Annotated in this window: 24 protein-coding genes; 18 read left to right on the top strand and 6 right to left on the bottom strand. The window is 68.5% G+C overall.

Annotated features, from left to right (window positions below):
- Positions 1–61: 61 nt before the first annotated feature.
- Positions 62–2,215, bottom strand: a complete 2,154-nt coding sequence (locus tag ACFRAU_RS00580) for an FG-GAP-like repeat-containing protein (protein ID WP_377998352.1) — start codon at positions 2,213–2,215, stop codon at positions 62–64.
- A 362-nt stretch (positions 2,216–2,577) separates the two neighbouring features.
- Between ACFRAU_RS00580 and ACFRAU_RS00575 the strand changes: the two genes are divergently transcribed.
- The 6 genes from ACFRAU_RS00575 (at position 2,578) to ACFRAU_RS00550 (ending at position 8,742) form a co-directional block, all read left to right on the top strand.
- The gene (locus ACFRAU_RS00575) at positions 2,578–4,182 is read left to right on the top strand and encodes a multicopper oxidase family protein (protein ID WP_377998351.1); all 1,605 of its coding nucleotides are present in this window, start codon (positions 2,578–2,580) and stop codon (positions 4,180–4,182) included.
- A 113-nt stretch (positions 4,183–4,295) separates the two neighbouring features.
- Positions 4,296–4,745: a signal peptidase I gene (gene lepB, locus ACFRAU_RS00570; RefSeq protein WP_377998350.1), complete on the top strand. Its 450-nt coding sequence runs from the start codon at positions 4,296–4,298 to the stop codon at positions 4,743–4,745.
- Between the two features lie 115 nt (positions 4,746–4,860).
- The gene (locus ACFRAU_RS00565; RefSeq protein ID WP_377998573.1) at positions 4,861–5,340 is read left to right on the top strand and encodes a Dps family protein; all 480 of its coding nucleotides are present in this window, start codon (positions 4,861–4,863) and stop codon (positions 5,338–5,340) included.
- 45 nt (positions 5,341–5,385) lie between these two features.
- Positions 5,386–6,600, top strand: coding sequence for a hypothetical protein (locus ACFRAU_RS00560; RefSeq protein WP_377998349.1), 1,215 nt, complete (start codon positions 5,386–5,388; stop codon positions 6,598–6,600).
- Positions 6,594–7,976: a PIG-L family deacetylase gene (locus tag ACFRAU_RS00555; RefSeq protein WP_377998347.1), complete on the top strand. Its 1,383-nt coding sequence runs from the start codon at positions 6,594–6,596 to the stop codon at positions 7,974–7,976. The genes ACFRAU_RS00560 and ACFRAU_RS00555 overlap by 7 nt, the downstream gene beginning before the upstream one ends.
- Positions 7,963–8,742: a glycosyltransferase gene (locus tag ACFRAU_RS00550; RefSeq protein WP_377998346.1), complete on the top strand. Its 780-nt coding sequence runs from the start codon at positions 7,963–7,965 to the stop codon at positions 8,740–8,742. Before ACFRAU_RS00555 ends, ACFRAU_RS00550 begins: the two co-directional genes overlap by 14 nt.
- Before the next feature lie 6 nt (positions 8,743–8,748).
- On the opposite strand, the gene ACFRAU_RS00545 is transcribed toward ACFRAU_RS00550, so the two are convergent.
- Together ACFRAU_RS00545 and ACFRAU_RS00540 are read right to left on the bottom strand one after the other, a co-directional pair.
- Positions 8,749–9,849: a YihY/virulence factor BrkB family protein gene (locus tag ACFRAU_RS00545; protein WP_377993894.1), complete on the bottom strand. Its 1,101-nt coding sequence runs from the start codon at positions 9,847–9,849 to the stop codon at positions 8,749–8,751.
- A gap of 129 nt (positions 9,850–9,978) precedes the next feature.
- A complete protein-coding gene (locus ACFRAU_RS00540) occupies positions 9,979–10,206 on the bottom strand; it encodes a hypothetical protein (RefSeq protein WP_377998345.1) in 228 nt (75 codons plus the stop codon).
- A gap of 203 nt (positions 10,207–10,409) precedes the next feature.
- Between ACFRAU_RS00540 and ACFRAU_RS00535 the strand changes: the two genes are divergently transcribed.
- Together ACFRAU_RS00535 and ACFRAU_RS00530 are read left to right on the top strand one after the other, a co-directional pair.
- On the top strand, positions 10,410–11,000 hold the full coding sequence (locus tag ACFRAU_RS00535; protein WP_377998343.1) for a hypothetical protein: 591 nt from the start codon (positions 10,410–10,412) through the stop codon (positions 10,998–11,000).
- Positions 11,001–11,331: 331 nt separating this feature from the next.
- A complete protein-coding gene (locus ACFRAU_RS00530) occupies positions 11,332–12,201 on the top strand; it encodes a sigma-70 family RNA polymerase sigma factor (RefSeq protein ID WP_377993892.1) in 870 nt (289 codons plus the stop codon).
- A gap of 46 nt (positions 12,202–12,247) precedes the next feature.
- On the opposite strand, the gene ACFRAU_RS00525 is transcribed toward ACFRAU_RS00530, so the two are convergent.
- Positions 12,248–13,192, bottom strand: coding sequence for a glycosyltransferase family 9 protein (locus ACFRAU_RS00525; RefSeq protein ID WP_377993891.1), 945 nt, complete (start codon positions 13,190–13,192; stop codon positions 12,248–12,250).
- 115 nt (positions 13,193–13,307) lie between these two features.
- On the opposite strand from ACFRAU_RS00525, the gene ACFRAU_RS00520 reads away from it, so the two are divergent.
- From ACFRAU_RS00520 to ACFRAU_RS00490, 7 genes are read left to right on the top strand one after another with little or no spacing between them, the layout of a single operon-like run.
- Positions 13,308–13,859 carry a D-glycero-alpha-D-manno-heptose-1,7-bisphosphate 7-phosphatase gene (locus ACFRAU_RS00520; RefSeq protein WP_377998341.1) on the top strand — a complete coding sequence of 184 codons (552 nt, stop codon included), beginning with the start codon at positions 13,308–13,310 and terminating at the stop codon, positions 13,857–13,859.
- On the top strand, positions 13,856–14,932 hold the full coding sequence (locus tag ACFRAU_RS00515; protein ID WP_377998340.1) for a glycosyltransferase family 9 protein: 1,077 nt from the start codon (positions 13,856–13,858) through the stop codon (positions 14,930–14,932). The genes ACFRAU_RS00520 and ACFRAU_RS00515 overlap by 4 nt, the downstream gene beginning before the upstream one ends.
- The gene (locus ACFRAU_RS00510; RefSeq protein ID WP_377998338.1) at positions 14,929–16,068 is read left to right on the top strand and encodes a glycosyltransferase; all 1,140 of its coding nucleotides are present in this window, start codon (positions 14,929–14,931) and stop codon (positions 16,066–16,068) included. Before ACFRAU_RS00515 ends, ACFRAU_RS00510 begins: the two co-directional genes overlap by 4 nt.
- On the top strand, positions 16,065–17,318 hold the full coding sequence (locus ACFRAU_RS00505) for a glycosyltransferase (RefSeq protein ID WP_377998337.1): 1,254 nt from the start codon (positions 16,065–16,067) through the stop codon (positions 17,316–17,318). Before ACFRAU_RS00510 ends, ACFRAU_RS00505 begins: the two co-directional genes overlap by 4 nt.
- Positions 17,315–18,040 carry an SIS domain-containing protein gene (locus tag ACFRAU_RS00500; protein WP_377998335.1) on the top strand — a complete coding sequence of 242 codons (726 nt, stop codon included), beginning with the start codon at positions 17,315–17,317 and terminating at the stop codon, positions 18,038–18,040. Before ACFRAU_RS00505 ends, ACFRAU_RS00500 begins: the two co-directional genes overlap by 4 nt.
- A complete protein-coding gene (locus tag ACFRAU_RS00495; protein WP_377998334.1) occupies positions 18,037–19,410 on the top strand; it encodes a PfkB family carbohydrate kinase in 1,374 nt (457 codons plus the stop codon). The genes ACFRAU_RS00500 and ACFRAU_RS00495 overlap by 4 nt, the downstream gene beginning before the upstream one ends.
- A gap of 60 nt (positions 19,411–19,470) precedes the next feature.
- Entirely contained in the window at positions 19,471–20,172 is a 702-nt protein-coding gene (locus ACFRAU_RS00490; RefSeq protein WP_377993884.1) for an SDR family oxidoreductase, read from the top strand.
- Here the strand turns inward: ACFRAU_RS00490 and ACFRAU_RS00485 are convergent.
- Complete coding sequence (locus ACFRAU_RS00485) at positions 20,138–21,442, bottom strand: glycosyltransferase family 9 protein (RefSeq protein WP_377998332.1); 1,305 nt, start codon at positions 21,440–21,442, stop codon at positions 20,138–20,140. The genes ACFRAU_RS00490 and ACFRAU_RS00485 overlap by 35 nt on opposite strands.
- A 265-nt stretch (positions 21,443–21,707) precedes the next feature.
- Here ACFRAU_RS00485 and ACFRAU_RS00480 point away from each other — a divergent pair, with 265 nt between their 5' ends.
- The 3 genes from ACFRAU_RS00480 to ACFRAU_RS00470 all read left to right on the top strand — a co-directional run bounded on the left by ACFRAU_RS00480 (position 21,708) and on the right by ACFRAU_RS00470 (position 25,904).
- Complete coding sequence (locus ACFRAU_RS00480; protein ID WP_377998331.1) at positions 21,708–23,135, top strand: aldehyde dehydrogenase family protein; 1,428 nt, start codon at positions 21,708–21,710, stop codon at positions 23,133–23,135.
- A gap of 80 nt (positions 23,136–23,215) precedes the next feature.
- The gene (gene rfaE2, locus ACFRAU_RS00475) at positions 23,216–24,748 is read left to right on the top strand and encodes a D-glycero-beta-D-manno-heptose 1-phosphate adenylyltransferase (RefSeq protein ID WP_377998572.1); all 1,533 of its coding nucleotides are present in this window, start codon (positions 23,216–23,218) and stop codon (positions 24,746–24,748) included.
- 106 nt (positions 24,749–24,854) lie between these two features.
- On the top strand, positions 24,855–25,904 hold the full coding sequence (locus tag ACFRAU_RS00470) for a spermidine synthase (protein ID WP_377998330.1): 1,050 nt from the start codon (positions 24,855–24,857) through the stop codon (positions 25,902–25,904).
- Here the strand turns inward: ACFRAU_RS00470 and ACFRAU_RS00465 are convergent.
- Positions 25,883–26,824, bottom strand: a complete 942-nt coding sequence (locus ACFRAU_RS00465; RefSeq protein ID WP_377998571.1) for a LysR family transcriptional regulator — start codon at positions 26,822–26,824, stop codon at positions 25,883–25,885. The two genes, ACFRAU_RS00470 and ACFRAU_RS00465, sit on opposite strands and share 22 nt — an antisense overlap.
- Positions 26,825–26,965 lie beyond the last annotated feature (141 nt).

The following is a 26,965-nucleotide window of genomic DNA, read 5'->3' as shown; positions in this document are numbered from 1 at the left end:
GCCCGCGTACTGGATGTACGCGGGCGGTGCTTCTTGCTGGGCGCTCTTATCGCTGCGGCAACTACTGGATCGAGCTCATCGCGTTCCAGCCGGTACCGGCGGCAGCCTTGCTGACGAGGGTGGTTCCGTTGCCGCGGTAGAGGAACAGGCTTCCCCGGGTATCGCGGGCGATGATGTCCGCCCTGCCGTCACCGGTGAAGTCGCCGGGAGCCACCAGGGAGCTGAAGCCGCCCCAACCGGCGCCGATCTGGACCCGGGCGAGGAACCCGCCCGCACCGTCGCCCCGGTAGAGCCAGAGGCTGCCGGCGGCGTCCCTGGAGACGATGTCGGTCTTGGCATCACCGTTGAAATCGGTAGGCAGGATGGCGTTCTGGGTGTTCCAGCTGCTGCCGATCTGGATCCGGCCTGAGAGGCCGCCGTTACCGACGCCGAGGTAGGCGAAGAGCCCACCGGCGGCGTCGCGGGCCACAAGGTCAGGTTTGCGGTCGCCGTTGAAGTCCCCACCCGCGCTGAGGCTGGTGAAGGAGTTCCACCCGATGCCGATCTGGGTCCGGCCCGAGAAGCCGCCGATGCCGTTGCCCTTGTAGAGGTAGAGCAGGCCGGTGGAGGACCTGGCGATGATGTCTGCCTTGCGGTCATTGTTGAAGTCGCCTGCGCTGATGATCGACGTCATCGAGTTCCAGCCCGTGCCGACTTTGGTCCTGGCGAGGAAGCCGCCGGTTCCGTTGCCGCGGTAGAGCCAGAGCGTTCCGGTGGAATCGCGGGACACGATGTCCGCCCGGCCGTCACCATTGAAGTCCTGCACCTTGCGGTACGGGGCGGTGACGGTGGTGCCGATCTGCACGGTGCGGCTGGCCAGTGGGCTGACGTTGCCGGCCACGTCCGTGCCGCGGACCAGGAAGTTGTAGGTTCCGCTGACCTGTCCGTCCCACGTCTTCGGGGAAGCGCAGGTCGGATCCCAGACCGTGTTGGTGGGCTGGAGCTGGCATTCGAACCGGGCTTGCGGGTCACTGCTCGTGAAGCTCAGCGTCGGGGTGCTGTCCAGGCTGGGCGTGGACGGGAACGGTGCCACGATCGACACCGGGGGAGCAATTGTGTCCACCGTGAACCTGAGGGTCCCGGAATTCTGTCCGCCGGCCACAGCCTGCACGGAGTGGGGGCCATTGGCCAGCGCCGGCAGCGTCAGTGAGTACGAGGAGCCGGTAACCGTGGCCGCCCGGGGAGCGCCGCCGTCGACAATGAGCTGAACGGGGCCGGCGGTTCCCGCCGGCAGCGTGCCCGTGATGGTAGGCGTTGCCACCCTGGTGATATTGTCCGTGTTGGACCGACCGCTGTCACTGGCCGCAGCCAGGTCGGGCGTATTCGGGCCTCCAACGGAATCGGTCGCGATCAGGCCCTGGACCGTGAAAGTGTTCACGGTGAGGGTGTTGACCCCGGCTCCGCCGGCATTCGGGCCGACGACGCGCACGAAGTTGTTGCCCGAGGGGGCGCCAGTGACTGTCCGCGCAGTATTGATGTCACCGAGGGTGCCCGGTGCAGCACCCTCCTGGCGGAGGAAGGTCGCGGTCGTACCCCTGCCAAAGTCCCCCAGGAAGGCAGCGCCGACGCCGGCCCAGTCGCACGGAGTGGTGGCGGACGGTGCGCAGATGCCCTGGTCCAGGGTCTGGTTGATCACGCCGGTAGCGTCCGCCGTGAAGGTGTGGAGGCCATAGGGGTGGGTGATGGTGTAGCTGGCGTTCGGCGTCAGGCCGTTGAGCCGGAACCGTAGCCGTCCGAAGCCCATCTGTTCGCCGTCGACCACGGCTCCGTTGACATGGGCGCCCTCGAGGGCAGCCTCGTACAGGCGCAGGTTGCCCGCCGAAGCCTCGGCTCCGAACCAGAAGGCTTCCTCCGGGAAGTTGTCCGGGTAGGACGCCGGCGCGCTTGGGTCAGGCGGCTCAGAGAGGCAGCCCTGCCCGCCCTGGTAGCAGAACTGCAGCCGGACGGTACCGTCCGAAAACCAGGTGGGGAACCCGTTTGCGGGGTCAACCGGGCCCATTCCGGCCGTTTCCGCGTGCGCGGGAACAGCGCCGATAGGTGACAGGGCGGCGGCAAGAAGTGCGCCGGCAACGGCCGGGGCAAAGCGCCCGGCGGTAGTGAGGGGCCTAACCTGCGCTGGCCGGGAGCGCTTGGCTCCGTCAGGCATCAAAGGCCTCATCGCGGAATGCGAAGACATGGTAACTCCTTTTTGGACACTCGATTTGTGGCCCCCAGTACCTTCAAGGCCAAGCCGGGAGGTGCGTTCCCAACTGCGTCAAGAGTGGACGCGGCACCTTGGGCAAAGGTCGGATTTAGCCGGTGGGGAGCGGCGCCTGAACGGCCCCAAGTTCGGGTGCGTCCCCTGCAACCACCCCGGAATGGTGCGGGCTCCGGGTGAGGAAGCCGAATTAGACCATCGATTTGAGGGGGCCCAATTGAGGGTGCTCCCTCAGAACCCCCACTGCTCCCAGCCTGATCCGGCTTTTTCCAAGTAGGCCGGGACATCCTCGAACTATCCCATTTGGTCTCGAACCATCCCTATCGAAAGGAGGCCCGGTAATGACCGTGTCCAGACGAAATGTCCTGCTACTGGGTGGCCTCGGCGTTGTTGGAGCAGGCGCCCTTTCGCTCCCGCGGGGCGAGGTGGAGGCCAAGTCTGCCAGCAGGCTGAGCAGCGCAGAGATGCCCAAACTGTTTCAGTCGGCGTTCGTGAAGCCGCCGGTTCTGGCTCCGGACAAGGTGGAGGTGGACCCCGCCGACGGCAAGCCCGTCAACTACTACACCCTGACCGAGAAGGCAGCCATGGCGTCCATCCTGCCGCGGCTCCAAACACCGATCCTGGGCTACAACGGGATTTTTCCCGGTCCCACGATCAGCCTGGACCAGGGCACCAAGGCGGTGGTCCGGGTCCGGAACCAGCTTCCCGCAACGCATCCGAACGACGGTCACGTGCTCTCCACGTCCACGCATCTGCACGGTTCAGCCTCGCTGCCCCAGTTCGACGGATACGCCAGTGACGTGACCCACCCTGGCTTCTTCAAGGACTACCACTATCCGAACTTCCAGCCGGCCCGCACGCTCTGGTACCACGACCACGGGGTGCACTTCACCGCGCAGAATGCCTACTCCGGCCTGGCCGCGCAGTACCACATGCACGATCCGCTGGAACGGCAGCTGCTCCCGCAGGGCGACTTCGACGTACCGCTCATCATTTCCGATGCGATGTTCGCCGCGAACGGCGCACTGGGCTATGACGACAACACGCACTCTGGCCTGTGGGGTGACGTCATCCTGGTCAACGGCAAGCCCTGGCCGGTCATGAAGGTGCAAAAGCGTATCTACCGTTTCCGGGTCCTGAACTGCAGCATTTCCCGGTCCGTGCGGCTCACGCTGAGCACCGGGGATCCGCTCATCATCGTGGGCACCGACGGCGGCCTGATTCCCACGGCGCAAAAGGTGGCGAACTACCGGCACGGCGGGGCAGAGCGGTACGAGGTGCTCATCGATTTCCGCAAGTACAAGACCGGCCAGCGGATCGAGTTGCGCAACCTGTCCAACCCGAACAACGTTGACTACGACTTCACCGGCAAGGTCATGGCCTTCGACGTCACGGACGAGCCCGTCAACACCAGCGACCCCACCTGGAACACGGTTCCCGTCCAGCTGGCGCCCGCGAACGAGGTCATGGCGTTGACCGAGAAGCGGGCCACCAAGGTCCGGAAGTTCCGGGTCAAGCGGAACGACGTCACCAACATGTGGACCATCGACGACGACAGCTGGCAGGACGTCATTGCCAGCGGCTACAAGAAAGTGGCCGCGGAGGTGGACCTGGACGCCGTCGAGGTCTGGGAAATCGAGAACAGGTCCGGCGGCTGGTTCCACCCCGTGCATATCCACCTCGTGGACTTCAAGATCCTGAGCCGCAACGGCAAGGCACCGTTTCCGCAGGAACTCGGGCCCAAGGACGTCGTCTATGTGGGCGAGGGCGAGACGGTCCGACTGCTCATGAAGTTCGGTCCGCACCGCGGCCGCTACATGGTGCACTGCCACAACCTGCCCCACGAGGACCACGACATGATGGTTCAGTTCCGGGTAGGGCTGAAGGAAACCGACAACGATCCCAACGACCCCATGACGGCGGCGCTGCCCCAATGGGACGGCTAGCGGCGCACAGGGCGACCCCAAAATCCGGGGCAGTCCCTGAGGGCAGAGCCGTCACCCAGAACCCTGCCGGGTCCGCCCGGCAGGGTTTTCGGGGGAGAACAATTACGACGGCGGTGCTGGTGGCCGCCGGTCTGCTCGCCTCCCGCCTGTGGCTGGTGGAGCCCGTGACGGTCAGCTCCGAAAGCATGGAACCGGCACTGCCCAAGGGCAGCACGGTGCTGATGTTCAAACCGGGGCCGGCGCTGGGAACCCTCAGAACCGGAGACCTGGTGGTGTTCACGAGCCCGGAGGACGGGAACCCTGCTGTGAAGCGGGCCGTTGCCTTCGCCGGCCAGACCGTTGCCATCGAGGACTCGGTGCTGGTGGTGGACGGGGTTCCGCAGGCCGAGCCGGGGATCGATCACAGCCGCATCGACGGCACCTACTTTGGTCCGGTTACGGTGCCCGCCGGCCACCTCTTCGTCCTGGGTGACAACCGGGCGGGCTCCATCGATTCACGCACCTACGGGAGCGTGCCGCTGGAATCGCTGCGGGCCACAGTGCTGTGGCCCGTCGGCCGTTGATGCAGCGCTAAGTCCCTTACCCGAAGGCAAAAGGTAAGTATGCTGGGAATCATCCTGGCGGGCTGCCCGGCCGGCCAGGCACGTAGAAGCATCGGTGACGGCAGCGGAGGAAGACATGAAGGCATCCGAGACTCTGGCCGGCAATCTCCAGAAGGTCCTCACCGACCTGATTGAGCTGCACGTCCAAGGCAAGCAGGCACACTGGAACCTGGTGGGCACCAACTTCCGCGACCTGCATCTGCAGCTGGACGAAATCGTGGACAGTGCGCGGCTGCTCGCCGACCAGACCGCTGAGCGCATGCGTTCGCTGCATGCACTTCCGGACGGCCGCAGCGCCACTGTCTCGTCCGGCACCGGGCTGGACCCGTATCCTGCCGGCCTGACCGTCACCAAGGACACCGCCAAGCTCATCACCGCGAGACTGGAACAAACGGTCAAGACCATCCGCGATGTCCGCGATGAGGTCGATGAAGAAGATCCCACGAGCGCGGACCTCCTGCACGAGGCCATCACCCGGCTGGAACAGCTGGCCTGGATGGTGAACGCGGAAGTGATGCCCGCCTCGGCGTCCGTGACCGCACCGGAACAGGGATAGCACGGCCATGACCCGGCCCCGCCCCCGACAGTCAGTGGACGCCGCATGAACACTTCGCACCGTCAGTGGCAGCCCGTCCGATTCGGCCCGACGCCGGCCGGGAAGACCGGCGTCGAACCTGTGCCGGAAACCGGACCTGGGCTTGACGCCGAACCTGAACTAAACGTTCAGCAGCTGCTGGACCGGGTTGCCTCGGCCGTGGGGGACGTCCCGGCGCTGCTGGCCATCGCCCAGCAGGCCGGCCGTTCCGCGCCGAAGCCCGGTGACGGGCGGACTGTGCAGCTGTGGGAACTGCTGGCGTCCGTGGCAGCGGTGGACGTGGCCGCCGCCAGGGTCCTGGAGCCGCATCTGGATGCCGGCGCCATCCTGTCCCAGGCGGGAACACCGGAAACATTTACCGGATCGTGGGGAGTGTACGCAGCCGAGGCCGCGGGCACGCGGCTAACGGCCGCGCCAGCATCACCGTCCGCTGTACAGCTGACCGGCTCCAAGCCCTGGTGCTCGCTGGCCCAGTTTGTGGATCATGCCGTGGTGACCGCGCACGCCGAAACGGGCGGCCGGGCCGCTTTTGCCGTCGACCTGAGGGCCGCCGGCGTCACGTGTGACGTGCCGGAATGGACCAGCCGCGGACTGCGCGAAATTCCCAGCGGAACAGTCCACTTTGACCGGGTACCGGCTGTACCGCTCGGCGGCGACGGGTGGTACTTCCAGCGACCCGGCTTTGCGTGGGGCGGCATGGGCGTTGCCGCGTGCTGGCTGGGCGGCGCCGTGGCACTCGGCCGGCTGTTCGAAGCCGCGCTGCTGCGGGGCGCCAGGTCACAACGCGAGCCCGACCAGGTAGCGCTCGCCGCCCTTGGCGAAGTGGACCGGATCCTGACGTCCACCAGCCAGTATCTCGCCCGCGCAGCTGACGCCGTGGACGCTGCCCGGGCCGGCGCCGCCCAGACCGGCGCCGCCCAGGCGGGCCCGGAATCCGGCCCGGAAGGGGCCGCCGGCGAGCCCAGCACCGAAGGTGCGGTCCAGCTCAGCGGTGCCGTTGGCGGGTGGAGCGAGGCGCTGCGTGTCCGGGGAACTGTTGCCGCCGCCGTCGAACGCGTTCAGCTCCTGGTGAGCCAGAACCTGGGCCCCGGACCCCTGGCCTTCGATGAACGGTACGGCAAGTGCATGGCTGACCTGTCCCTCTACGTGCGGCAGCACCATGCCACGCGTGACGACGCCCAGCTGGGCGTGCTCACCCTCAAGGGGGAGCACGCGTGGTGACGTTCTCGCACGCGGATGCCGGCACGCATGAAGATGCATGGGCAGCCAGCGGCCTTGGCACGGTCGGCGAACTGCCGCTGGATTCCGCCGAGCTGTCAGGGACGGAGTTCGTTGTCCTGGTGGCCCACCCGGACGACGAATCCCTCGGCGCCGGAGGGCTGCTTGCCCGCCTCGCGTCCTCCGGTGCACACGTTGAGGTGCTCCTGTGTTCGGCGGGGGAGGCGTCCCACCCGGGGTCGTCCACCACCACCCCGGAGCAGCTTGCCGCCGTCCGCCTGGAAGAGTTCGCAGCCGCCATGGCCGCGTTCGGGCTGGCTGAGAGCTGGCAGTTCCTGAACCTGCCGGACAGCGGGCTGGCCCAGCACCGCGCCATAATTGCCGAACGCCTGGCGGACGTCATTGGAAATCGGGATGTGGTCATTGTTGCCCCGTACCGCGCGGACGGGCACATCGACCACGACACCCTGGGATCCGTGGCGGCGGAAGCCGCCGCAGCCGGAAGTCACGGGCTGCTGGAATATCCCATCTGGTACTGGCTGTGGGCCACGCCTGGGGACAGCGCCTGGCGGAACTGGGTGCGGCTGCCCCTGAGCTTCGGTGAACAGCGGACCAAGCGTGCGGCCCTGCACGCCCATGCCTCCCAGTTGCAGCCGCTCTCTGACCGCCCTGGCGACGAGGCGCTGCTGTCAGAGCAGTTTCTTGCCCACTTCTCCCGGCCCTTTGAGGTCTTCGCCTGGCACCCGCCGGTGACCGGAAGGCGGGGCGCCCGGGACGCCGAGGCCGTCTTTGACGACCTGCACCGCGGCGCCGAGGATCCCTGGAGGTACCAGGACAGCTGGTATGAGCAGCGCAAGCGCAGCCTGACGCTCGCCGCGCTCCCTGAACAGAAGTACGACGCCGGACTGGAGGCCGGCTGCTCGATCGGCACCCTGGGTGCGGAGCTGGCACAGCGCTGCGGGAGGTTCCTGGCCGTGGACGCCAGCGGCACCGCCGTGGCGCGGGCCGCCGAACGGCTCGCCCGGCACCCGGGCGCTGAAGCCATGCAGCTGACCCTGCCGGAACAGTGGCCGGAGGGCAGCTTTGACCTGATCGTGGTCTCCGAGATGGGCTACTACCTCGCGGCGGCCGAACTGGACGAGCTCTTCACCCGGATCTCCGAGTCCCTCATGCCGGGCGGAACGCTGCTGCTCTGCCACTGGAGGCATCCGGTTTCCGGATGGGAGCTCGACGGCGACACCGTGCACGCGCTGGCACGGAGCCGGCTCGGGTGGCCGCCCGCGGGTTTTTACCGCGAGCGGGACTTCGTCCTCGAAACCTTCATCGCGCCAGCGGCCGCGCTCTCTTCCAGGCCGGGAGCCGCACGTGACGCCGGCTAGTTTCCGGCCGGTGATCAACCGGGTGGAGGTGGTGATGCCGGTCCATGACGAGGAGCACCATCTTGGACCCTCCCTGCACGCGCTCGGCGCCGCGGCTGAAGCGGTGCGGCGGCATCACCCCGCAATGGCCGTGGGTATCACTGTTGTCCTGGACCACTGCACCGATGGTTCGCCGGATATAGCGGACCGCTTTGCCGGGTCGTGGGCAGGATCAGGCGCCGGACCAAGCACCGGCGTCCGGGTGCTCCACCGGAGGTTCCGCAACGCGGGCGCCAGCAGGGCGGCGGGTGTGGCGGCAGCCCTGGGGGAGGCTGGCACCGGCCGTCTGCAACGCACCTGGCTGGCCAATACCGATGCCGATTCCAGGGTTCCCGAGGACTGGCTTGTGCGCCAGCTGGAGATTGCGGATGCCGGCTGGGACGTGGTGCTTGGTTCCGTGGAGCCCGACTCCGCAGGGATGGATCCCGAGCTTGTGCGCAGCTGGCGCCTTCGGCATCCGCTCGAGGAGGGGCACGCCAATGTTTATGGCGCCAACCTCGGCGTGCGCGCCTCGGCATACCGCCAGGCTGGCGGATTCCCGCCGCTGCGCTCGTCCGAGGACCGCGCCCTGGTGGAGCAGCTGCGGCGAAGAGGCTTTGCCGTCACAGCCACCGACACCACCCGTGTACTGACCTCTGGGCGTACTGTCGCCCGGGCGCCCCACGGTTTTGGCGCCTACCTTCGTGCGCTGGGTGTTGAAACGGCTGCCGCCCTCCGGAGCAGCTGACCCGGGTCAGCTGCTTTTGCTGTCGCTCTGCTCCTGGCCGTCGGCCTGGTCGCTGTATTTCTCGCGCAGTTCGCGTCCCAGCCGGATGTCTTCCTCTTCCTTCTCCTGGAGCTTGTCGCTTTTCTTGGTGTCGCGGGGCGGAAGCTGGAGTGTTTCCTCGGCTTCGATGCCCGCCTGCAGCTGCCGGCCGCGTTCCATCTCGGCGTCGAACTCCGCACCAAAAAGCAGGGACATGTTCAGGATCCAGAGCCACAGCAGCATGACGATCACGCCGCCGATGGCGCCGTACGTCTTGTTGTAGTTGCTGAAGTTCCCCACGTAGAACCCGAAGCCCACCGAGGCCACCACGAAGATCAGCAGGGCGATGAGGGAACCAAGGCTCATCCATCGGATCTTGGGCTGGCGGACGTTGGGAGTGGCGTAATAGAGGATGGCGATCACCACGATGACCAGCGCCACAATCACCGGCCACTTGGCGATGTTCCACACGGTCAGGAACACTCCGCCCAGCCCCAGGGCATTGCCAACGGCTTCAGCCACCGGACCGCTGATGACGAGCATTGCGGCGAGCAGCGCAACGATGATCAGGGAAATCAGCGTCACGCCGAGCATGGTGCCGCGCAGCTTGACGAAGCCCCGGCCCTCATCAATTTCGTAAATTCGGTTCATCGCCCGGCCGAACGCGGTCACATACCCCGAAGCCGACCACAGGGCTGTCGCGAGACCAATGAACAGTGTGAAGCCGGCAGCCGGTGAGGTGGTGAGCTCCTGGATCGGCGCGCGGATCATCTCCACCGCCTGCCCGGGTGCGATGCCCTGGACGATTTCCAGGAGCGCCGCCGTCGTCTTCTCTGCCTGTCCAAAGATGCCGAGCAACGAAACGAGGGCGAGCAGTGCGGGGAAGAGCGAGAAGATCGCGTAATAGGTAAGCCCGGCGGCGAGGTCGGGGCACTGGTCACCCGTGAATTCACGCAGGGTCTTGCGGAAAATGTACTTCCACGACGGCTTGTCCACGTCCGTGGGACTGTCCGGCTTTCGCGCATCATCCGGGGCAGGCGCGCTGGCCGCCTTTGCTGTGCTGGTTTCCGGGGCTTCTTTCGTAGCCATGAAGCATCCTTTCGTTCGCGGGCAGGACGCGTTCCGGCGTCGCGGATCGTTTCCCGCCCGCTATCAGGGTTTGGGCTCGCGGGGCGCGCTTTAGGCCGCCTCAGGTTCGGGTCGTTTTTGGTCCTCCGCCTACAGTCCGGGCGCCCTGGGTGGGTTGCGGCGGTCCAGTGTGAGCGGGTCGCTCCCCAGCGGGTCGTCTGCGGGTTGCTTCCCACCCAGCGGATCGTCCGCCATCCGGGTGTCCGATTGCGGGGTCTCGGCCAACTGGCCGGAGGCCAACGGGTTGGGTTCGTGGCTACCACGGTGCGCGCCGGGCGGGGGAGCGCTTGCGCCCTGCGGCCGTTTGTTCTCCGTCATGGTCGATCCCTCTCCAGCATGTGGGGTTGCCGAGTGCAACCGGCAACCACTCGCCATAAAATAGTAAGCATGGTTACTATTAGATCGTAAGTACCCTGATTGCCGCTAGTTCAATCGGCCGCCCTCCGTCAGCGTTACGCCGGGTGCAAGTGGCCGGACCTGCCGGAGAATGACGTGCTGGAAAAGAGAGAGGTGGATCCGCGGTGGACCCAACTGCCTGGATTTGGATCGTCGTTGTAATCGTCGTCATCGCGCTCATTGCGGTGCTTCTGATGTCCAGCCGCAAGCGCCGGGAGGCGTTCCGGCAGAAGCGCGATGAACAGAACCGCCAGCACGCTGCCGAGATCCGCAGGAAGGCGGAGAACGCCGACCTTGAGGCGCGCGAAAACGAAGCCCGGGCCATGCACGCCAAGGCCGACGCAGAGAAGGCGCAGGTCGAGGCGGCGCGTCTTCGCCAGGAGGCGGAGCAGCGTCAGTCGTCTGCGCAGGACCTGCGGACGGACGCCGAGAAGCACCAATACAAGGCGGACGCCCTCGACCCGGACGTGGACGCGAACGGCAACCGGCGCGACGATGCACGCACAGATGCCGGGCGTGACGATGCTCGGGCTGCCGACACCAGGACCGGCGATGCGCGCAACGCTGACGCCCGGGATCCGGGTGAGCGGGACGCTGGCCGACGAACCGGCGATGTGCATGACGCCGACGTGCGCAATCCTGATGCGCGCACCGCTGATGCCCGCCCGGATACCGACGCCGCCACGGATACGCGGCGGAACACCCCGCGCGAGTAGCCGCCGTCGGCCTTTACGCCCCGTAGCCGGCGGCCCGGGAGCTGGCAACTGGCCATGAGCGCTCTGACGCTGTGCCGCTGTTTGAGTGGAGGAGACGCCGGTACGCCGGCGCCTTTTCGGAGCGTAGCCTGGCCACGCTAATACACGTGGAATGCCTTCCGTCCGTTGCCGTGGAAAGTTCCGGTCAGATCGCCGGACGGCGGGCCGTGACCGTGGTGCTTCGTTCGACCCTATCGTTTCGGAGCCGTTGTGTAATAAGCACGCTTATGATTTCCTTCTTCTAAGTCTTGCCGCAGGCTTTCTCGACCCCCGATCGAAGGAACCGACGACAATGCCAGAAACCCCGCCCTCCTTGTCCGCGTCCTTCCCTGTGCATACAGCACCCCACTCAGCCCGCCAGCCGGCAGCGCCGTTCAGGGTCCCGTTCGCCGCCCAAACGGGGCGGCTGCACGATGCCTTCCAGAACCAGTTGGTACTCAACTACCTGGACCTGGCGGAGTCGCTCGCCTCGCGGTTTGCAGCCCGCGGACGGGAGCGCTCAGACCTGGTGCAGGTGGCCTACCTGGGGCTCGTCAAGGCCGCCCGCGGCTTCGATGAGGAGAAGGGCGAAAGCTTCCCGGCGTACGCAGCCCCCACCATCAGCGGCGAACTCAAGCGCTTTCTCCGGGACCGGTGCTGGACCGTCCGGCCGCCGCGGCGCATCCAGGATGTGCGGACGCAGCTCCTGCACACTGCCCCGGACCTGTCCCAGTCGCTGGGCCGCGTTCCGTCGGCGCAGGAACTGGCCACCGCGCTTGGCGTTACCGCGGCTGAGGTCCGGGAAGCGCAGGCAGCAGGCAGCAGCATGCATCCCGACTCCCTGGACAGCCCCGATCCGTGGGGCGGGCCGAGCATGGGCGAGGCATTGGTCTCGCCGGACCAGCCGATTGAGCACCTCGAGGAACTCGTGTGCCTCAATGAGGCGATCCAGGAACTGGATCCTGACGACCGGGAGATGCTTTACCGGCGGTACTTCCGCGAGGAGACCCAGGTGGAACTGGGCAAACGCTTTGGCATTTCCCAGATGCAGGTGTCCCGGCGGCTTTCCCGGATCCTGGTCTGGTTGCAGCGCCGGCTGCTCGACGAGGAGGGCCAGCACGGGGAGGGCCAGAGCGCTGACACCGAAAATGGCAGGGGCAGGCAGCGCCAAGCGAAGCGGTGACAGTGCCCGCGGCGCCAGTGATTGGCAGCGGTCGGGCCAGCGCGGGTCAGGCGAGCCGGAGCTGCCCGACAGCCGCCAGGACATCCTCCACCGAAACCGCCAACAGGGCGGGATCAGGGGTTGCCGCGAAGGTGTCGCCGCGGCGCGCCTGAGCATCGGTCAGCACGATGTGCGGTCCCGGCGGCGGCCCCCAGACCTCGGCCGGGGCGGGACCGAAAAGCACCACTGAAGGCCGCGAATACGCTGAGGCGAGGTGCGCCGCGCCGGTGTCGGCGGACACCACAAGCCGGGCCTCCGCTATGGCGGCCATGAACCCGGCCAGCCGCAGCCGCCCCGCCAGAACGTGTTCCTCCGGGAGCCCGGCCAGCCGTGCAACCTCCAGCGCCCGCGGCCGTTCGGCCGAGCTGCCGGTGAACACCAACTGGTGACCATCCGCCGCGAGGGTGCGGGCCACTTCGGCAAAGCGGTCCTCGGGCCACAGCCGGCTGCCGTAGGCGGCCCCCACGTGCAGCACGGTGGCGCCGGGACAGGGGCTGGAAACAGCAGGCGGCAGGAGCCGGAAATCGTCAGGTTCTGCGTCGATGCCATGCCACTGCAGCAGCCTGGTCCACCGCTTTCGCTCATGGATTTCCTCCAGCCAGGCCGGGCCGGGCCGTTCGGCGGTACGGTGCCCGAGGACCGTCCTGGGCCGGACGGCCGCGAGCCGCGCCTCGCTTTCTGGTCCGCTGCCATGCAGGTTCACGGCCACGTCCACTGTGCCTGCCTCGACGGGAATCGGAACATCCAGGCCATGGGTCGGAAGCAGCTCGTAGCCGCCCACCAGAGCCAGTGCGTCTTCCAGCCAGCCCTGCGCTGCGTAGAGCAGGCGGTGTTCCGGATAGGCGCGCCGCAGGGCACGGAGCGCCGGCACAGCAACGAGCAGGTCGCCCAGCTTCAGGGCACGCAGGACCAGCAGGACCGGTTGCTCGTGCGTGCCGTTCGGTGCTTCCACTGCCGTCCTTCTCCTCCCCGGGTTTGCTCTCCCAGAGTGCCTGTCGAGGAGTCTAGCCGAGAAGAAGTCAGCGGCCGGTTGTTTAGGTCTCTGCCGGCCGGGGAACGGAGGGGGTATGGCAACTAACGCTTTGACGCTCAAGGCTGTGCTGTTCGACCGGGACGGGACACTCGTGGTTGACGTGCCGTACAACGGCGACCCTCAGCTGGTCGAGCCCTGCCCCGGCGCGCGGCGGGTACTCGACGAACTGCGCAGCCTGGGCCTGGCCACCGGCGTCCTGAGCAACCAGTCGGGCATTGCCCGCGGCCTCCTGACTGCGGAGCAGGTGGACAGCGTGAACGCCCGGGTGGAGGACCTGCTGGGTCCCTTCGACGTATGGGAAGTCTGCCCGCATGGGGCCGGCGACGGTTGTCCGTGCCGGAAGCCGGCGCCGGGCATGATCCACAGCGCGTGCCGGCGCCTTGGCATCGACCCGTCCGAGGCGGCGTTCATCGGTGACATCGGCAGCGACATTCAGGCGGCCGCAGCGGCCGGTGCGAGGGGCATTCTGGTTCCCACTCCTCAGACCAGAGCCGAAGAGGTCAAGGCTGCCCACGAGGTTGCCGCGGACCTCGAGCAGGCCGTTGCCCTGCTGCTTCAGGGACTGCTGCTTCAGGGGCGGGCATGAGCAAGGTCCTGGTGGCCCGGCTGGACAGCGTCGGTGACGTCCTCCTGTCCGGCCCGGCAGTCCGGGCCGTGGCGAATGGACGGCGGGCCGACGGCCGCAGCCCCAACGACGTCGTCGTGCTTTGCGCGCCGCAGGGCCAGGCGGCAGCCTCGCTGCTGCCCAACGTGGCCGACGTTTTTGCCTGGGATACCCCATGGATCAGCAATCCGGCACCGCAGGTGACCGGCCCGCATCTGGACTCGCTGGTGGGCTTTGTCCGGAACTCCCGCATCACCGAGGCGGTCATCCTGACGTCCTTCCACCAGTCGCCGCTTCCCCTGGCGCTGCTCCTGCGGTTGGCGGGCGTGGAGCGCATCACCGGGGCCTCCACCGACTACGCGGGATCACTCCTGGACGTCCGGCTGAAACCCGGCGAGGACTTTCCCGAGGACCAGCCGGAGTCCGTGCGGGCGCTGGGCATCGCCCGCGCGGCCGGCTTCCAGCTCAAAGCCGGGGACGACGGAAAACTCACGGTCAAGGACGCACCGGGCGTGCGCCACTTCGTCGGTGACGGCCCCTACGTGGTGGTCCATCCCGGGGCAACGGTGCCGGCACGGGCATGGCCGCCGCTCCATCATGCGGCTGCCGTGGAGCTGCTGGAGGGTGCAGGTCACAAGGTGGTGGTGACCGGGGGACCGGGCGAAACCGCCCTTACTGCAACGGTGGCCGGTCCCTCCGCCATCGATCTCGGCGGACGGACGGACCTGTCCACCCTGTCCGGTGTCCTGGCCAACGCGGACGTCGTGGTCACGGGAAACACGGGACCCGCCCACCTGGCCGCCGCCGTCGGAACCCCCGTGGTGAGCCTGTTTTCCCCGGTTGTGCAGGCCGTCCGCTGGGCGCCCTACGGCGTTCCGCTGGAATTGCTGGGAGACCAGAACGCGCCGTGCCGGCTCAGCCGCGCACGCATCTGTCCGGTACCGGGACATCCCTGCCTGAGCTCGGTTTCGCCGGAGCAGGTGGTGGAAGCGGTGGAACGCCTGTTGAGCGGGGTCTCCTCGCTCAGCACACGGAGAAAGGTCCGGAAACAATGAGAATTTTGCTCTGGCACGTGCATGGGTCGTGGACGGACGCCTTTGTCCGCGGCGGGCACGAGTACCTGTTGCCGGTCCTGCCCGGCGGCGGCGCCTGGGGACTGGGCCGCGCAGGCCGGGACTGGCCCGCTTCCGCGCGGGAGGTGGTGCTCGCGGAGTTGGACGCCGGCAGTATTGACGCCGTCGTGCTCCAGCGGCCGGAGGAAGCCGCGGAGGCGGCACGCATCCTGGGCCGCCGGCCCGGCGTCGACCTTCCCGCCGTGTACGTGGAACACAACACCCCCAAGGGCGATGTTCCCTTCACCGTGCATCCGCTCGGGGAGCAGCGCGACATCCCGATCGTCCACGTGACCCATTTCAATGAGCTGTTCTGGGACAGCGGCCGCGCTCCGACCAAGGTCATCGAGCACGGCATCGCGGACCCCGGGTACCTCTACACGGGCGAGGTTCCCGAGTTGGGCGTGGTGGTCAACGAACCGGTGCGCCGCGGACGCGTAACGGGCACGGACCTGCTGCCCCGCTTCGCCACCGCGGCCCCGCTCCAGGTCTTCGGTATGGGCGGCGGCGGCCTGGCCGAGGCCACCGGCATTCCTTCGCCGCGCCTCACCGTCCGGGGTGACCTGAAGACCGCGGAGCTCCACCGGGAACTGGCACGCTGCCGGGCTTACCTGCACCCATTGCGCTGGACTTCCCTTGGGCTGGCGCTGCTGGAGGCGATGCACCTCGGCATGCCGGTGCTGGCGCTGGCCGCCACCGAGGCGGCACGGGCCGTGCCGCCTGACGCGGGCTGCATCTCCACCGACGTGGAGGAACTACGCCGGTGTGCCCGGCTGCTGGTCAACGACCCGGAGGAAGCACGACGGCGGGGCAAGGCTGCGCGGGAGGCAGCGCTTGAGCGCTACGGACTTGAGCGGTTCCTCGCCGACTGGGATGAGGTGCTGGCGGACCTGGCGCCGGCGCGACCGGGTCCTTCGGAACCGGCGCCTTCAGAACGGGCGCGTTCAGTTCAGGCGCCATCAGCTGAGGAGAGCAGGTTGGGCCGAGGGTCTTCGGAGGGGGTGGCATCGGGGGATGCAGCTTTGAAGGGGTCCGGATCGGATGCCCTGTCCGCGGCGCGAGAAGGGAATACCCATTGAAGATCTCAATGATTTCGGAACACGCCAGTCCTTTGGCAGCGCTTGGAGGAGTGGATGCGGGCGGCCAGAACGTCCATGTTGCGGCACTGTCCTCGGCACTGGCCCGGCGCGGCCACCGGGTGACGGTCTACACCAGGCGTGACGCGCCCGGCCTGCCGACGAGGGTCCGGGTGCATCCCCGGCTCGAGGTGGTCCACGTGGACGCCGGCCCGGCCGAACATGTGCCCAAGGACGATCTGTTGCCCTTCATGACCGCCCTTGCGGACGGCGTGGTCCAGGACTGGGGCGACTCGCCGCCGCACGTGGTGCACGGCCACTTCTGGATGTCCGGCGTCGCCGCGCTGGATGCCGCACGCCGCGCGCCGGGCGGTTTCCGCGTGCCCGTGGTGCAGACCTTCCACGCGCTGGGCACCGTCAAGCGCCGCCACCAGGGCGCAGCCGACACGAGCCCCGCCGAGCGGCGCTTCCTTGAACCGTCGGTGGGCCGGTCGGCGGACCGCATCGTGGCAACCTGCTCTGACGAGGTCTTCGAACTGAGGGCCATGGGGATCGACACCCGCCGGGTCTCCATCGCCCCCTGCGGCGTGGACCTGGACCTCTTCTCCAGCGGCGGCCCGGCCGCCGCTGCGCCCCGTTCCCACCGGATCCTTTCCGTGGGCCGGCTGGTTCCGCGCAAGGGCGTGGACCTGGTGATCCGCGCGCTGCCGCATCTGCTACAGGCGGGGTTCGACGACGTCGAGCTGCTCATAGTGGGCGGCGGGGCGGACACGAAAGGGCAGGATCCGGAGGCACGCAGGCTCCTGGACCTTGCCCGTGAGCTCGGCGTGGCAGAGCACGTGGAGCTCCGGGGCCAGCTGCCCAGGGAGGCCATGCCCGGCATGTTCCGCAGCGCGGATGCTGTGGTCTGCACTCCCTGGTACGAGCCCTTCGGCATCGTTCCCCTGGAGGCGATGGCCTGTGGCATTCCGGTGGTCGCCGCCGCAGTGGGCGGCCTGACGGACAGCGTGGTGGACCGCGGAACCGGCCTGCACGTGCCGCCGAAGGACCCCGAAGCCATAGCGGAAGCCGTCGGCACCCTGCTGGCCAGCCCGGACCTTCGGGCCGAACTCGGGCAGGCCGGCGAGCGCCGCGCGCAGGCCCGCTACTCGTGGAACCGGGTTGCCGCGGAAACCGAAAAGGCCTACCAGTTGGCCATCGCCGGAACTGCGGACGCCGGCAGCCTGGAACCGATGGAAGGAGCGGCACTGTGACGCCGGAATCCCTGCGGGAGGCTGAGCTTCCCGCCTTGCCCCGGGGCGCCGCCCCGCCCGGTTTGTCCACTGCGAACCCCGTCGGGCACCAAGCCGCCCTGCACGAGGCCGCCCTGGGCTCGCAGCAGGCCGTGCGGACCCACCTCGAAAACGTCCTGCCCGCCCTGCGGTCCCTGGAAAGCCAGGCCGACAGGCTGGCCGGCTGGGGCATGGAGTTGGCCCAGCGCCTGCTCAGCGGGCAGAAGCTGCTGGCCGCCGGGAACGGCGGGTCCGCCGCCGAGGCGCAGCACCTGACCGCGGAACTCGTGGGCAGATTCGACGGCGAGCGGATGCCCTTTTCCGCGATCTCCCTGCACGCCGAAAGTTCAGCAGTCACGGCTATCGCCAACGACTACGGCTACGCCGAGCTCTTCGCCCGGCAGGTCCGCGCCCACGGCAGGTCCGGGGACATCCTCGTGCTGCTGTCCACCAGCGGCCAGAGCCCCAACCTGCTCCGTGCAGCCGAGGCGGCAGCCAGGCTGAACGTGACCACGTGGGCCCTGACGGGGCCGGCGCCCAACCCGCTGGCGTCCTGCTGCGACGATGCCGTGGCCATCGATGCCATCTCGGCCAATGCACAGGAAGGCCACCTGATTGCGCTGCACGCGATGTGCCGCGCCTTCGAAGCCGAAGTGGCCCGCAGGGGCCAGGGCATTCCCGGGCCGGAGGCTGAGCGCGGATGAGGATCACGGTGGTGGGCGACGTCCTGCTGGACGTGGACCTTTCCGGTGAAGCAACCAGGCTGTGCCCCGACGCGCCCGTGCCGGTGGTGGACGTCTCCGATGTCCGGCGCCGGGCCGGCGGCGCCGGGCTCGTGGCCCGGATGCTGGCCCACGACGGCCACCGCGTCACCCTGGTGACGGTTCTATCCGACGACGACGCCTCGCTGGCACTCGAAGGCGCGCTCGCCGGCGTCCGGGTGGTGTCCGGGCCCTCAGGCGCGAGAACGCCGGTGAAGACCCGGGTCCGGGCTGGCCGCCAACCGGTGGTGCGGGTGGATGAGGGATGCGGGCAGCCGGATGTTCCGGCGGCCACACCAGGCATGCTCCGGGCACTGGACCAGGCCGAAGTGATTGTCGTGGCCGACTACGGCAGGGGCGTTGCCGCTAACCCGGAGATCCGTGAGCTGCTCGAGGCCCGCGCCGGCGATATTCCGATCGTGTGGGATCCGCATCCCTCCGGCCCCGTCCCGGTGCGCGGCGTGGCCGTGGTGACCCCCAACCTGTCCGAGGCCGCCAGGGCCGCGGATTCCGGCACCGGAACGCCTGCGGCGATTGCCGCCGTCGGCAGCACCCTCGGCACCACGCTGCTGGAGCGCTGGCAAAGCCAGGCGGTTCTCGTGACCATGGGGGAGCTGGGTGGCCTGCTGTCCCAGCGCCACACTGCAGCGGTGACCATTCCGGCCCCTGCCACCAAGGTCACCGATCCCTGCGGCGCCGGTGACCGGCTCGCGGCCAGCCTGGCCGTGCATCTTGCGGAGGGCCGCTGCCTGAGCGACGCCGCCGAACTGGCCATCGATGAAGCGGCCGCCTTCCTCGGCGCCGGCGGGGTGGCCTCCCTGCCGGACCGCCACCGGCCGGTCTGGCACCACAGCCGCGAGGAAGACGCCGTCGGCCTGGCCCGGAGTGTGCGCTCCGACGGCGGAACCGTCGTGGCCACCGGCGGCTGCTTCGACCTGTTGCACGCCGGCCATGCCCGCACCCTGGCGGCGGCCAGGGGCCTTGGCGACTGCCTTGTCGTCTGCCTTAACTCGGACGAGTCGGTGCGGCGGATCAAAGGCGAGCAGCGTCCCATCGTGAGCCAGGAGGACCGGGCAGAACTTCTGCGGGCCCTCGAATGCGTGGACGCCGTCCTAATCTTCGGGGAGGACACCCCGGAGGCCTGCCTGGACACACTGCGGCCGGACGTCTGGGTAAAGGGCGGCGACTACCGCGCCTCGGAGCTGCCCGAAGCCGGGCTGGTCGAGAGCTGGGGCGGCCGCTGCGTGACGGTGCCGTTCCACCAGGCCCGGTCCACCTCTGTCCTCGCGGATGCGCTGGCGAAGGTCAGCTGAACTGCAGGGGCAGCTGAACTGCAACAAGATCCTGAATCAGACCCGACTGAAAGGAACACCATGACTGAATCGACTATCCGGCCCGGCCGGGTCCTGGTAACCGGCGGTGCCTCCGGACTGGGGGCCGCCGTCGTCGACGCCGTGCTGAAAGCCGGGGGAACCCCGGTGGTGCTGGACCGGGACATCCGGAACGTCGCCGCGGCGAAGGCGTACGAAGTGGACGTCTCGGACCGCGTTGCCGTGACCGCGGCGGTGCAGCAGGCAGCGGAAACCCTCGACGGGCTCGATGCCGTGGTCACCGCGGCCGGCATCGACCGGTGCGGGAAGCTGGAGGACGTGGCCGCGGAGGAATGGGAACGCGTCATCGGGGTCAACCTGATGGGAACGGTGTCCGTCGTAAGGGCCGCCCTCCCGTATCTTAAGGAGTCCCGCGGGCGGGTGGTCACCATCGCGTCCACGCTGGGCAAACGGGCACTGCCCGAGGCCACCGCCTACTGCGCCTCAAAATTCGGCGTGGTGGGCTTCAGCCATTCCCTGGCGGCTGAGACGGGCGGCGAAGTCGGCGTGACCACCATGATCCCCGGCGGCATGAAGACCCGCTTCTTCGACGACCGCGCCGAGCAGTACAAGCCGCAGGACGACTCACGCCTGAACGACCCCGGCAACGTGGCGCAGGCGATTCTGTTTGTCCTCTCCCAGCCCACCGGCTGCGAGGTCCGCGAGATGCTTATCTGCCATGAGGAAGAGGGCTCATGGCCGTGAGCTGGAGTACGTCACCGTAAACCTCAGACGGTTCGATGGCCTTCACGGTGGACTCGTCATGCGGGCACCGTGGAGCCGTCCACCCGACTTGCGTGACGTCCACGCCGCACACCGGACAGCGCGTGACCCAGCCCAGTCGGACCCGGTGCCTGCTGCGGCCCAGCGGCGCGGCGTTGATGGCATTGCCGGCCCAGTAGATGCCCACCGTTGGCGCCCCCAGGGCCTGGGCCAGGTGGCGCGGTCCGCTATCGTTCGCCACCACGACGGCGCTCGCCGCCAGCAGCGCGGCGAGCTCACCGAGGCTGAGTTTGCCGGCGAGTGACTCGACGGCCGGACGGGCTTCAGCGGACTCGCTTTTCCGGGACCCTGTGTTGACCTGTTCGGCCCCAGGGTGTTCTGCCTGGGAATGTTCGACGGCGAGTTCCACGACTGTCTCGGCCAGCTCCTTTTCGCTGCTGTCGCCCACCACAAAGACCCGGAAGCCGTCGTCGGCGGCCCTCCGGGCCACCGCGGCGAAGCGTTCGGCAGGCCAGCGCCGGCGCAGATCCGTGGCGCCCGGATGGATCACCAGCACGCGGCCGTACCCGGGTGCGTTCCCCAACGGCAGGCCCTGCCGTGGTCCGCCGCTGTTGGCTGATCCGTCGTTGCTGAGCTCCGGCCCGCCGTTCCCCAACAGCGGTTCCTGCGCGAGCTGCCGGCCAAACTCCGGCAGTGCCTGGAGCCGGGCCTCCAGCTCACGCGGAGGGGCCCCGGCGAAGCCCGCCACCTCGAGGGCCCGGAGCGGCTCGTGCTGGTAGTAGACGTAAGGCACGGTCCGCTCGAGCGGGGCTGCGTCCGGGGTTCTGGTGCCCACGGTATGGCGTGCGCCGAGGCCGAGCAGGAACGGATTTGAGTACCGGCCGCCGCCGTGCAGTTGGACGGCCAGGTCAAAGTTCCTGGCGCGCATCCCGGCAAAGAACCGCTCCAGTTCGTGGTGGTCTTCCGGCCCCGGGCGGACCCCTTCGGCAAACGGCAGAACCACGGCCTCATCCGCGGGCCCCACGGTCTGGGACAGCAGCTCAGCCTGGACCGGCGTGCACAGCAGGGTCACGCTGGCTTCCGGGTAGGCGGCCTTCAGCGCTGCCACCGCCGGCAGGGCATACATCAGGTCACCCAGCCCGCCGCCGCGCAGGACGGCAATGCTGGAAACACCGCTGAAGGCCTCCAAGACCGGGCCGATTCCGTGGCCCGTGATGCGTGCTCCGCCGAAGTCGGCGTTGAAGAGTTCCATGTTGTCAGCCCTCTCGGTTCCGGATCGTTGAGGTCGGGATGCGCTCAGGTCGGGATGGGTCATGTGGAGCCACCCTACGGTGCGTCGGCACTGTAGTGCCAGCTCAGAAAACCCGGTCCCTAGACTCAACAAAACCTGTCATGCCAGCTCTGAAACTCCTGTACCCGGGCGTGTGTAAACACGTCGATACCGGGGTACGGATCACCTCAGAGAGGGCGGGGACTCAGGTCCAGCTGCCCCAGGCCAATCCCCAGTGAGGAGCCACATGCAATCGACCATGACCAGCGAGCTGGCCAATGCGGAAGACGTGCTCACCATCCTGAACCCGCGAACAGGGGACGCTGTCGGCAGCCTTTCCGTCGCCGGCGCGAATGATGTGGCGGGAGCCGTGGCGGCTGCCCGCGCTGCCCAGCCCGGCTGGGCGGCGACGCCCGCGGCGGAGCGGGGCAAGCTGCTGCGCGAGGCCGCCCGGGTGCTGGAGGCGGCCGCCGCCGGGCTGGCCGAACTGAATGCGCAGGAGACCGGCCGCCCGGTGGAGGAGGCCCTGGCAGGCATTGCTGCCGGAGTTTCGACTCTGGAGCAATACGCGGAACTGGGGCCAGTCCACCGCGGGCACAGCCTTCGCGGCAACGTGCTGGCCGCGGACTACACCATCGCCGAGCCCCGAGGGGTGGCCGTCCTGCTGACCCCGTGGAACGATCCCGCCGCCGTGGCCTGCGGACTCATCGGGGCTGCCCTGGTCACCGGGAACACCGCCATTCACAAACCGAGCGAGCGATGCCCCCACCTGGGAAAGCTGCTGGGGGAGGCGCTGGCGCCGGTCTTTCCGCCCAACGTGCTGGTGACGCTCACGGGAGGGGCCGACGTCGGAACCCTCCTCACGCAGGAGCCGGACGTTGATATGTTCGCCCACGTGGGCTCCAGCGCGACCGGTGACCGGATTGCGCGGGCGGCGGCGGTGACGGGCGCGTACGTCATCAGGGAAAACGGCGGGAACGATCCACTGCTGGTGGATGCCGACGTCGATCCCGGCTGGGCCGCGGAGCAGGCGGCGATCGGGGCTTTCAGCAACAGCGGGCAGATCTGCACGTCCGTGGAGCGGATCTATGTCCACCGGTCCATCGCCGAACAGTTCTGCCAGGCGCTCGCCGGGCAGGCCCGGGATCGCAACACGGAACATCCACTCGCGCCGCTCGTGGATATCCGGATGCGGGACACGGTCCACCGACACGTGGCCGAGGCGGTGCAGTTGGGCGCGCGGGCGATGGAGGGCGGGACCATTCCGGACGGGCCAGGCGCCTTCTACCCGGCCACGGTCCTGGTGGACTGCACCGACTCCATGGAAGTCATGACCGAGGAAACGTTCGGCCCGGTCGCTCCGGTGCGCGTGGTGGACAGCTTCGAGGAAGGGCTCGCCCTCGCCGCGGCCGGCCGGTACGGACTGGCCGCAACCGTGCTGACCGGCAGCATCGCCCACGCCCAGCAGGCCGTCGCAGCGCTGCCAGTGGGGACCGTCAAGGTCAACGAGGTGTTCGGCGGCGCGCCGGGCGGGGCCGCCCAGCCCCGGGGGGTAAGCGGGCACGGGTTTGGCTACGGCCCCGAACTCCTGGATGAATTCAGCCGGGTCAAGGTGGTCCACATCGCAGCGCCTCCCATCCCTGCAGCTCGTGAAACCAACAGGGCAGTGTCGTGACGGCCGCGGCATCCGGCGTCGGGGGACTCCCGGGGGACGACGGCGGCCGGGAGTTGTCCGGCCCGCAGCATTTCGAACCGATGCTTTCAGAATCAGTGCCGTCAGCACCGGTGCTTTCAGAACAGCGTGGCCTTGCCGCGTGGCTTCCCCGGCGGCTGGCCCAGGAGGGGCCTGCCATCACCGTCGTGGGCGACTTTATGCTCGACGGCTGGTGGACGGGCTCGATCGACAGAATGTGCCGCGAGGCCCCGGCTCCGGTGGTGGACATCGCCCGGCGCGACTTTGCCCCCGGCGGCGCCGCCAACACCGCCATGAACCTGGCCGCCCTCGGCGCCCGCGTCAGCGTGGCCGGAATTATCGGAAAGGACGACGCCGGCGCGGAACTTAGGCGCCAACTGGTCGCCGCCGGGGTGGACACCACCCTCCTCGCCGGGCACCCGGACATGGTCACCACCACCAAGATCCGCATCAGCAGCGGCGGCCAGGTCCTCCTGCGCTTCGACGACTCCGCGGCAGCCGTCCCGGGCGACGCCCTGGCGAGGTTCGAGACGGCGGTTCCTGCCGCCGTCGGACACCAGGACGCGGTGGTGATCTGCGACTACGGAACAGGGGTCCTCGCGGAACCGGTCCGCGGCCGGCTCATCGAATCGCTGTCGGGACGGGGCCAGGAAACGCTTGTGGTGGTGGACGCGCACGATCCCCGCCCATGGGCAGGACTCGAACCGGACCTGGTCACGCCCAACGCCCAGGAGGCGGCCGGGATGCTGGGCCTCCGGCTGGGCGGCGGGCCCGAGCGCGCAGATGTGGTGACCGCGCACGGCGGCGAGTTGCTGCAGGCGACGGGAGCACGCGCCGTCGTGGTCACGCTGGACCGGGACGGCACCGTCCTCATCACGGCCGCCGGGAACCCGCACCGGACCTGGGCACGGCCCGCCACCGAGAAGCAGGCCTCCGGCGCTGGCGACACCTTCGTGGCGGCGCTGACCCTGGCGCGGGCCGCGTCGCTGCCACTGACGGCCAGCCTGGACCTGGCCCAGGCCGCCGCGGATGTGGTGGTCCACCATCCGGGGACATCGGTGTGCGGCACAGACGAGCTGGGCCGGTACCTGGAAAGCTTCGCGGACACCGCCCTGACTGCCGACGAACTGGAGCGGCACATCCGTGCCCACCGCAGCGACGGCCAGCGGGTGGTGCTGACCAACGGCTGCTTCGATGTCCTTCACCGAGGGCATACGCGCTACCTGAATCAGGCCAAGCAGCTGGGCGACATCCTGGTGGTGGCGCTGAACAGTGACGACTCCGTCCGCGAGCTCAAGGGACCGGGCCGCCCCATCAACAGCGTGGCCGACCGGGCCGCCGTGATCGCCGCCCTGAGCTGCGTGGACTACGTCACCGTCTTCGATACCCCGACGCCGATTCCCCTGATTGAACAGCTGCGGCCGGAAATCTATACCAAGGGCGGTGACTACACGCCGGAGATGCTGGCCGAAACGGAAGCCGTGGAGGCCTACGGAGGCACGGTGACCATCCTCGACTACGTGGCCGAGCGCTCCACCACGGCGATTGTCCAGCGCATCCGCAACGGCGAAGGGGCGCCTGTGCCGGAGGGGTAGCTCCCGCTGATCGAACGTGCGGGCTCAGCGGGCTGGCGGGGGAGTGGGATCAAGCGCTCCCTGCTGTCAACTAGGCTTGAAGCATGACGGAAGCGGCGGAGAACTGATGGCACGGCGCACCAAGTCAGGCGGGAAATCGGGACCCAAATCCGGCAGCAAATCCGGCGGCAAAAGAGGCACGGCAGCGGCCTCCGATGCGCTTGAAGATCCAAGGCAGGCCCGTCCCGGCGGAGTTCGGGCAGACGGACCCGCCGAGGGCGTTTACTACATCGACACCGGCGACTGCGAGCTGATTGCCGACCAGGACAACTCCACCGGCTGGCTCCTGCGCATCAACGGCGTGATGAGCTCGCACATCGACCTTGCCGATCCGCTGTTCCTCGACTTCGAGTACATGCGGTGGATGTCCGCGCTCATCGAATCCCGCTGGCCGCCTGAGACCAAGCCCAGACTGCGCGGCCTGCATCTGGGCGGCGGAGCCTGCTCGCTGGCCCGGTACTTTCATGCCGCCTATCCGGACGCCCGGCAGGTGGTGGTGGAACTGGACGGGAAGCTTGCCGAGTACGTCCGCGGCTGGTTCGACCTGCCCAAGGCCCCGCTGCTGCGCCTGCGTGTCGGCGAGGCCCGTGCTGTGACGGAAACCCTCACCCCGGACACCCGTGACTTCATCATCCGGGACGTCTTCGCCGGCGCGGTGACACCCCTTCCGCTGACCACGGCCGAGTTCAACGGGCATGTGCGCAGGGTGCTCGCCCCGGGCGGCATTTACGCAGTGAATTCGGGCGATGGTCCGGAGCTGAAGAATGCCCGGGAGGATGCCGCCACCATCGCGGCCGCGTTCGAGCACACCCTCATCATCGCTGACCCCGCCATGCTGAAGGGGCGCCGCTACGGCAATATGGTGATGGCCGGCAGCGACCAGCCGTTCGACGACGATCCGCAGCTCGCGCGGCGGCTCCTGGGCGGGGCGGTGCCGGCGCACATTTGGAACGACGCCAAGGTCCGGGCCTTCGCCGCCGGAGCCCAGGTGCGCCACGACCCCGTGCCGCGCGCAGACGCCCAACCCAGCACGGACGCTGCACTAACCGATCCAGGAACTGCGGTCGATCCAAGACCCACCGCCCGCACCGGATCTCAGCCTTTAGCCAGCAGCTGATCCGCGCCCCCGGCTGAGCCGCCGCGACCCTGCCCGAGGAGCCACTCCCGGTGCGCCGTGGTTTGTTCGCGCAGTGCGGTCACCACGGCGGCGACGGCCGGACGGCGCATGGAGTCGGGGCGCAGGACCATCCAGTAGGGCAGCCGTTCGGCGATGTTCCCGGGCAGCAGTCGCACCAGGTCCTCATGCCGATCGGCCATGAAACAGGGGAGGAACCCCACCCCGGCACCGGCCCGGGTGGCCTCGACGTGCACGAACACGTTGGTGGAGCTCACACCGTCGCGCATGGCAGGCACCAGCCGCCGTGGCGCATCAAGATCGTCCACCTGCAGCATCGAGTCCACGAAGTACACGAGCGGATGAGCGGTCAGGTCCTCCACTGTGTCAGGCATTCCATTGGCCTCGATGTACGGGCGGGACGCGTACATCCCGAGCTCGTACTCGCCCAGCCGGAACGCTTCGGCCCGGTGCACCTGCGGCTCGCCCACCACCACCTCGATGTCCAGTCCCGAGCGCTGCTGGAGCGCCCGGCGCGTGACGGTGACAATCTCGACGCTGAGCCCCGGGTGATCCCTCCTCAGCCGGGCCACCGCCGGGGCTGCGATGTACGCGCTGAAACCATCGGTCGCCGTCATGCGTACGACGCCGGTAATCGGGTCAGGCGCGCGGCCTGACGGTCCCAGCGCACGCACCGCGGTCTCCACCTGCTCTGCCACCAGCACGGCTTGGGCCCCGAGCTCGGTCAGCTCCCAGCCCCCGGACGCCCGGGCTAGGACACGGCCGCCCAAGGCCTTCTCCAGTGCGGCAATCCGGCGCGAAACGGTGGTGTGGTTCAGGCCCAGGACCTGGGCCGCCGTCGTGAACTTCGCCGAGCGTGAGACGGCGAGCAGCACCAGCAGATCATCCGGGTTGGCATCCATATCTGCAATTTTGCACGAATCCAGTGCCCGATTGGTCATTGAACCGCGTTCCTTCTGCAGGAATACTCGGGTGAATCGGAAGTGCCGCACGCGTTGGAGTGAAAGGCGTGCAGCACGTGTCAACGTGGACACTTTGAGGAG

Source organism: Arthrobacter sp. NPDC056691 (genome assembly GCF_042791415.1).
In the GTDB taxonomy this organism is placed as follows: domain Bacteria; phylum Actinomycetota; class Actinomycetes; order Actinomycetales; family Micrococcaceae; genus Arthrobacter.
Note: the sequence above shows the minus strand (reverse complement) of the source record. Positions and strands in the feature narration are given on the sequence as shown.

Coding starts and splice junctions, on each gene's coding strand:
- ACFRAU_RS00580 (WP_377998352.1), bottom strand. CDS start 2,215: ATGTCTTCGCATTCCGCGATGAGGCCTTTGATGCCTGACGGAGCCAAG.
- ACFRAU_RS00575 (WP_377998351.1), top strand. CDS start 2,578: ATGACCGTGTCCAGACGAAATGTCCTGCTACTGGGTGGCCTCGGCGTT.
- ACFRAU_RS00565 (WP_377998573.1), top strand. CDS start 4,861: ATGAAGGCATCCGAGACTCTGGCCGGCAATCTCCAGAAGGTCCTCACC.
- ACFRAU_RS00560 (WP_377998349.1), top strand. CDS start 5,386: ATGAACACTTCGCACCGTCAGTGGCAGCCCGTCCGATTCGGCCCGACG.
- ACFRAU_RS00545 (WP_377993894.1), bottom strand. CDS start 9,849: ATGGCTACGAAAGAAGCCCCGGAAACCAGCACAGCAAAGGCGGCCAGC.
- ACFRAU_RS00540 (WP_377998345.1), bottom strand. CDS start 10,206: ATGACGGAGAACAAACGGCCGCAGGGCGCAAGCGCTCCCCCGCCCGGC.
- ACFRAU_RS00530 (WP_377993892.1), top strand. CDS start 11,332: ATGCCAGAAACCCCGCCCTCCTTGTCCGCGTCCTTCCCTGTGCATACA.
- ACFRAU_RS00520 (WP_377998341.1), top strand. CDS start 13,308: ATGGCAACTAACGCTTTGACGCTCAAGGCTGTGCTGTTCGACCGGGAC.
- ACFRAU_RS00515 (WP_377998340.1), top strand. CDS start 13,856: ATGAGCAAGGTCCTGGTGGCCCGGCTGGACAGCGTCGGTGACGTCCTC.
- ACFRAU_RS00510 (WP_377998338.1), top strand. CDS start 14,929: ATGAGAATTTTGCTCTGGCACGTGCATGGGTCGTGGACGGACGCCTTT.
- ACFRAU_RS00495 (WP_377998334.1), top strand. CDS start 18,037: ATGAGGATCACGGTGGTGGGCGACGTCCTGCTGGACGTGGACCTTTCC.
- ACFRAU_RS00490 (WP_377993884.1), top strand. CDS start 19,471: ATGACTGAATCGACTATCCGGCCCGGCCGGGTCCTGGTAACCGGCGGT.
- ACFRAU_RS00485 (WP_377998332.1), bottom strand. CDS start 21,442: ATGGAACTCTTCAACGCCGACTTCGGCGGAGCACGCATCACGGGCCAC.
- ACFRAU_RS00480 (WP_377998331.1), top strand. CDS start 21,708: ATGCAATCGACCATGACCAGCGAGCTGGCCAATGCGGAAGACGTGCTC.
- rfaE2 (WP_377998572.1), top strand. CDS start 23,216: ATGCTTTCAGAATCAGTGCCGTCAGCACCGGTGCTTTCAGAACAGCGT.
- ACFRAU_RS00470 (WP_377998330.1), top strand. CDS start 24,855: ATGGCACGGCGCACCAAGTCAGGCGGGAAATCGGGACCCAAATCCGGC.
- ACFRAU_RS00465 (WP_377998571.1), bottom strand. CDS start 26,824: ATGGATGCCAACCCGGATGATCTGCTGGTGCTGCTCGCCGTCTCACGC.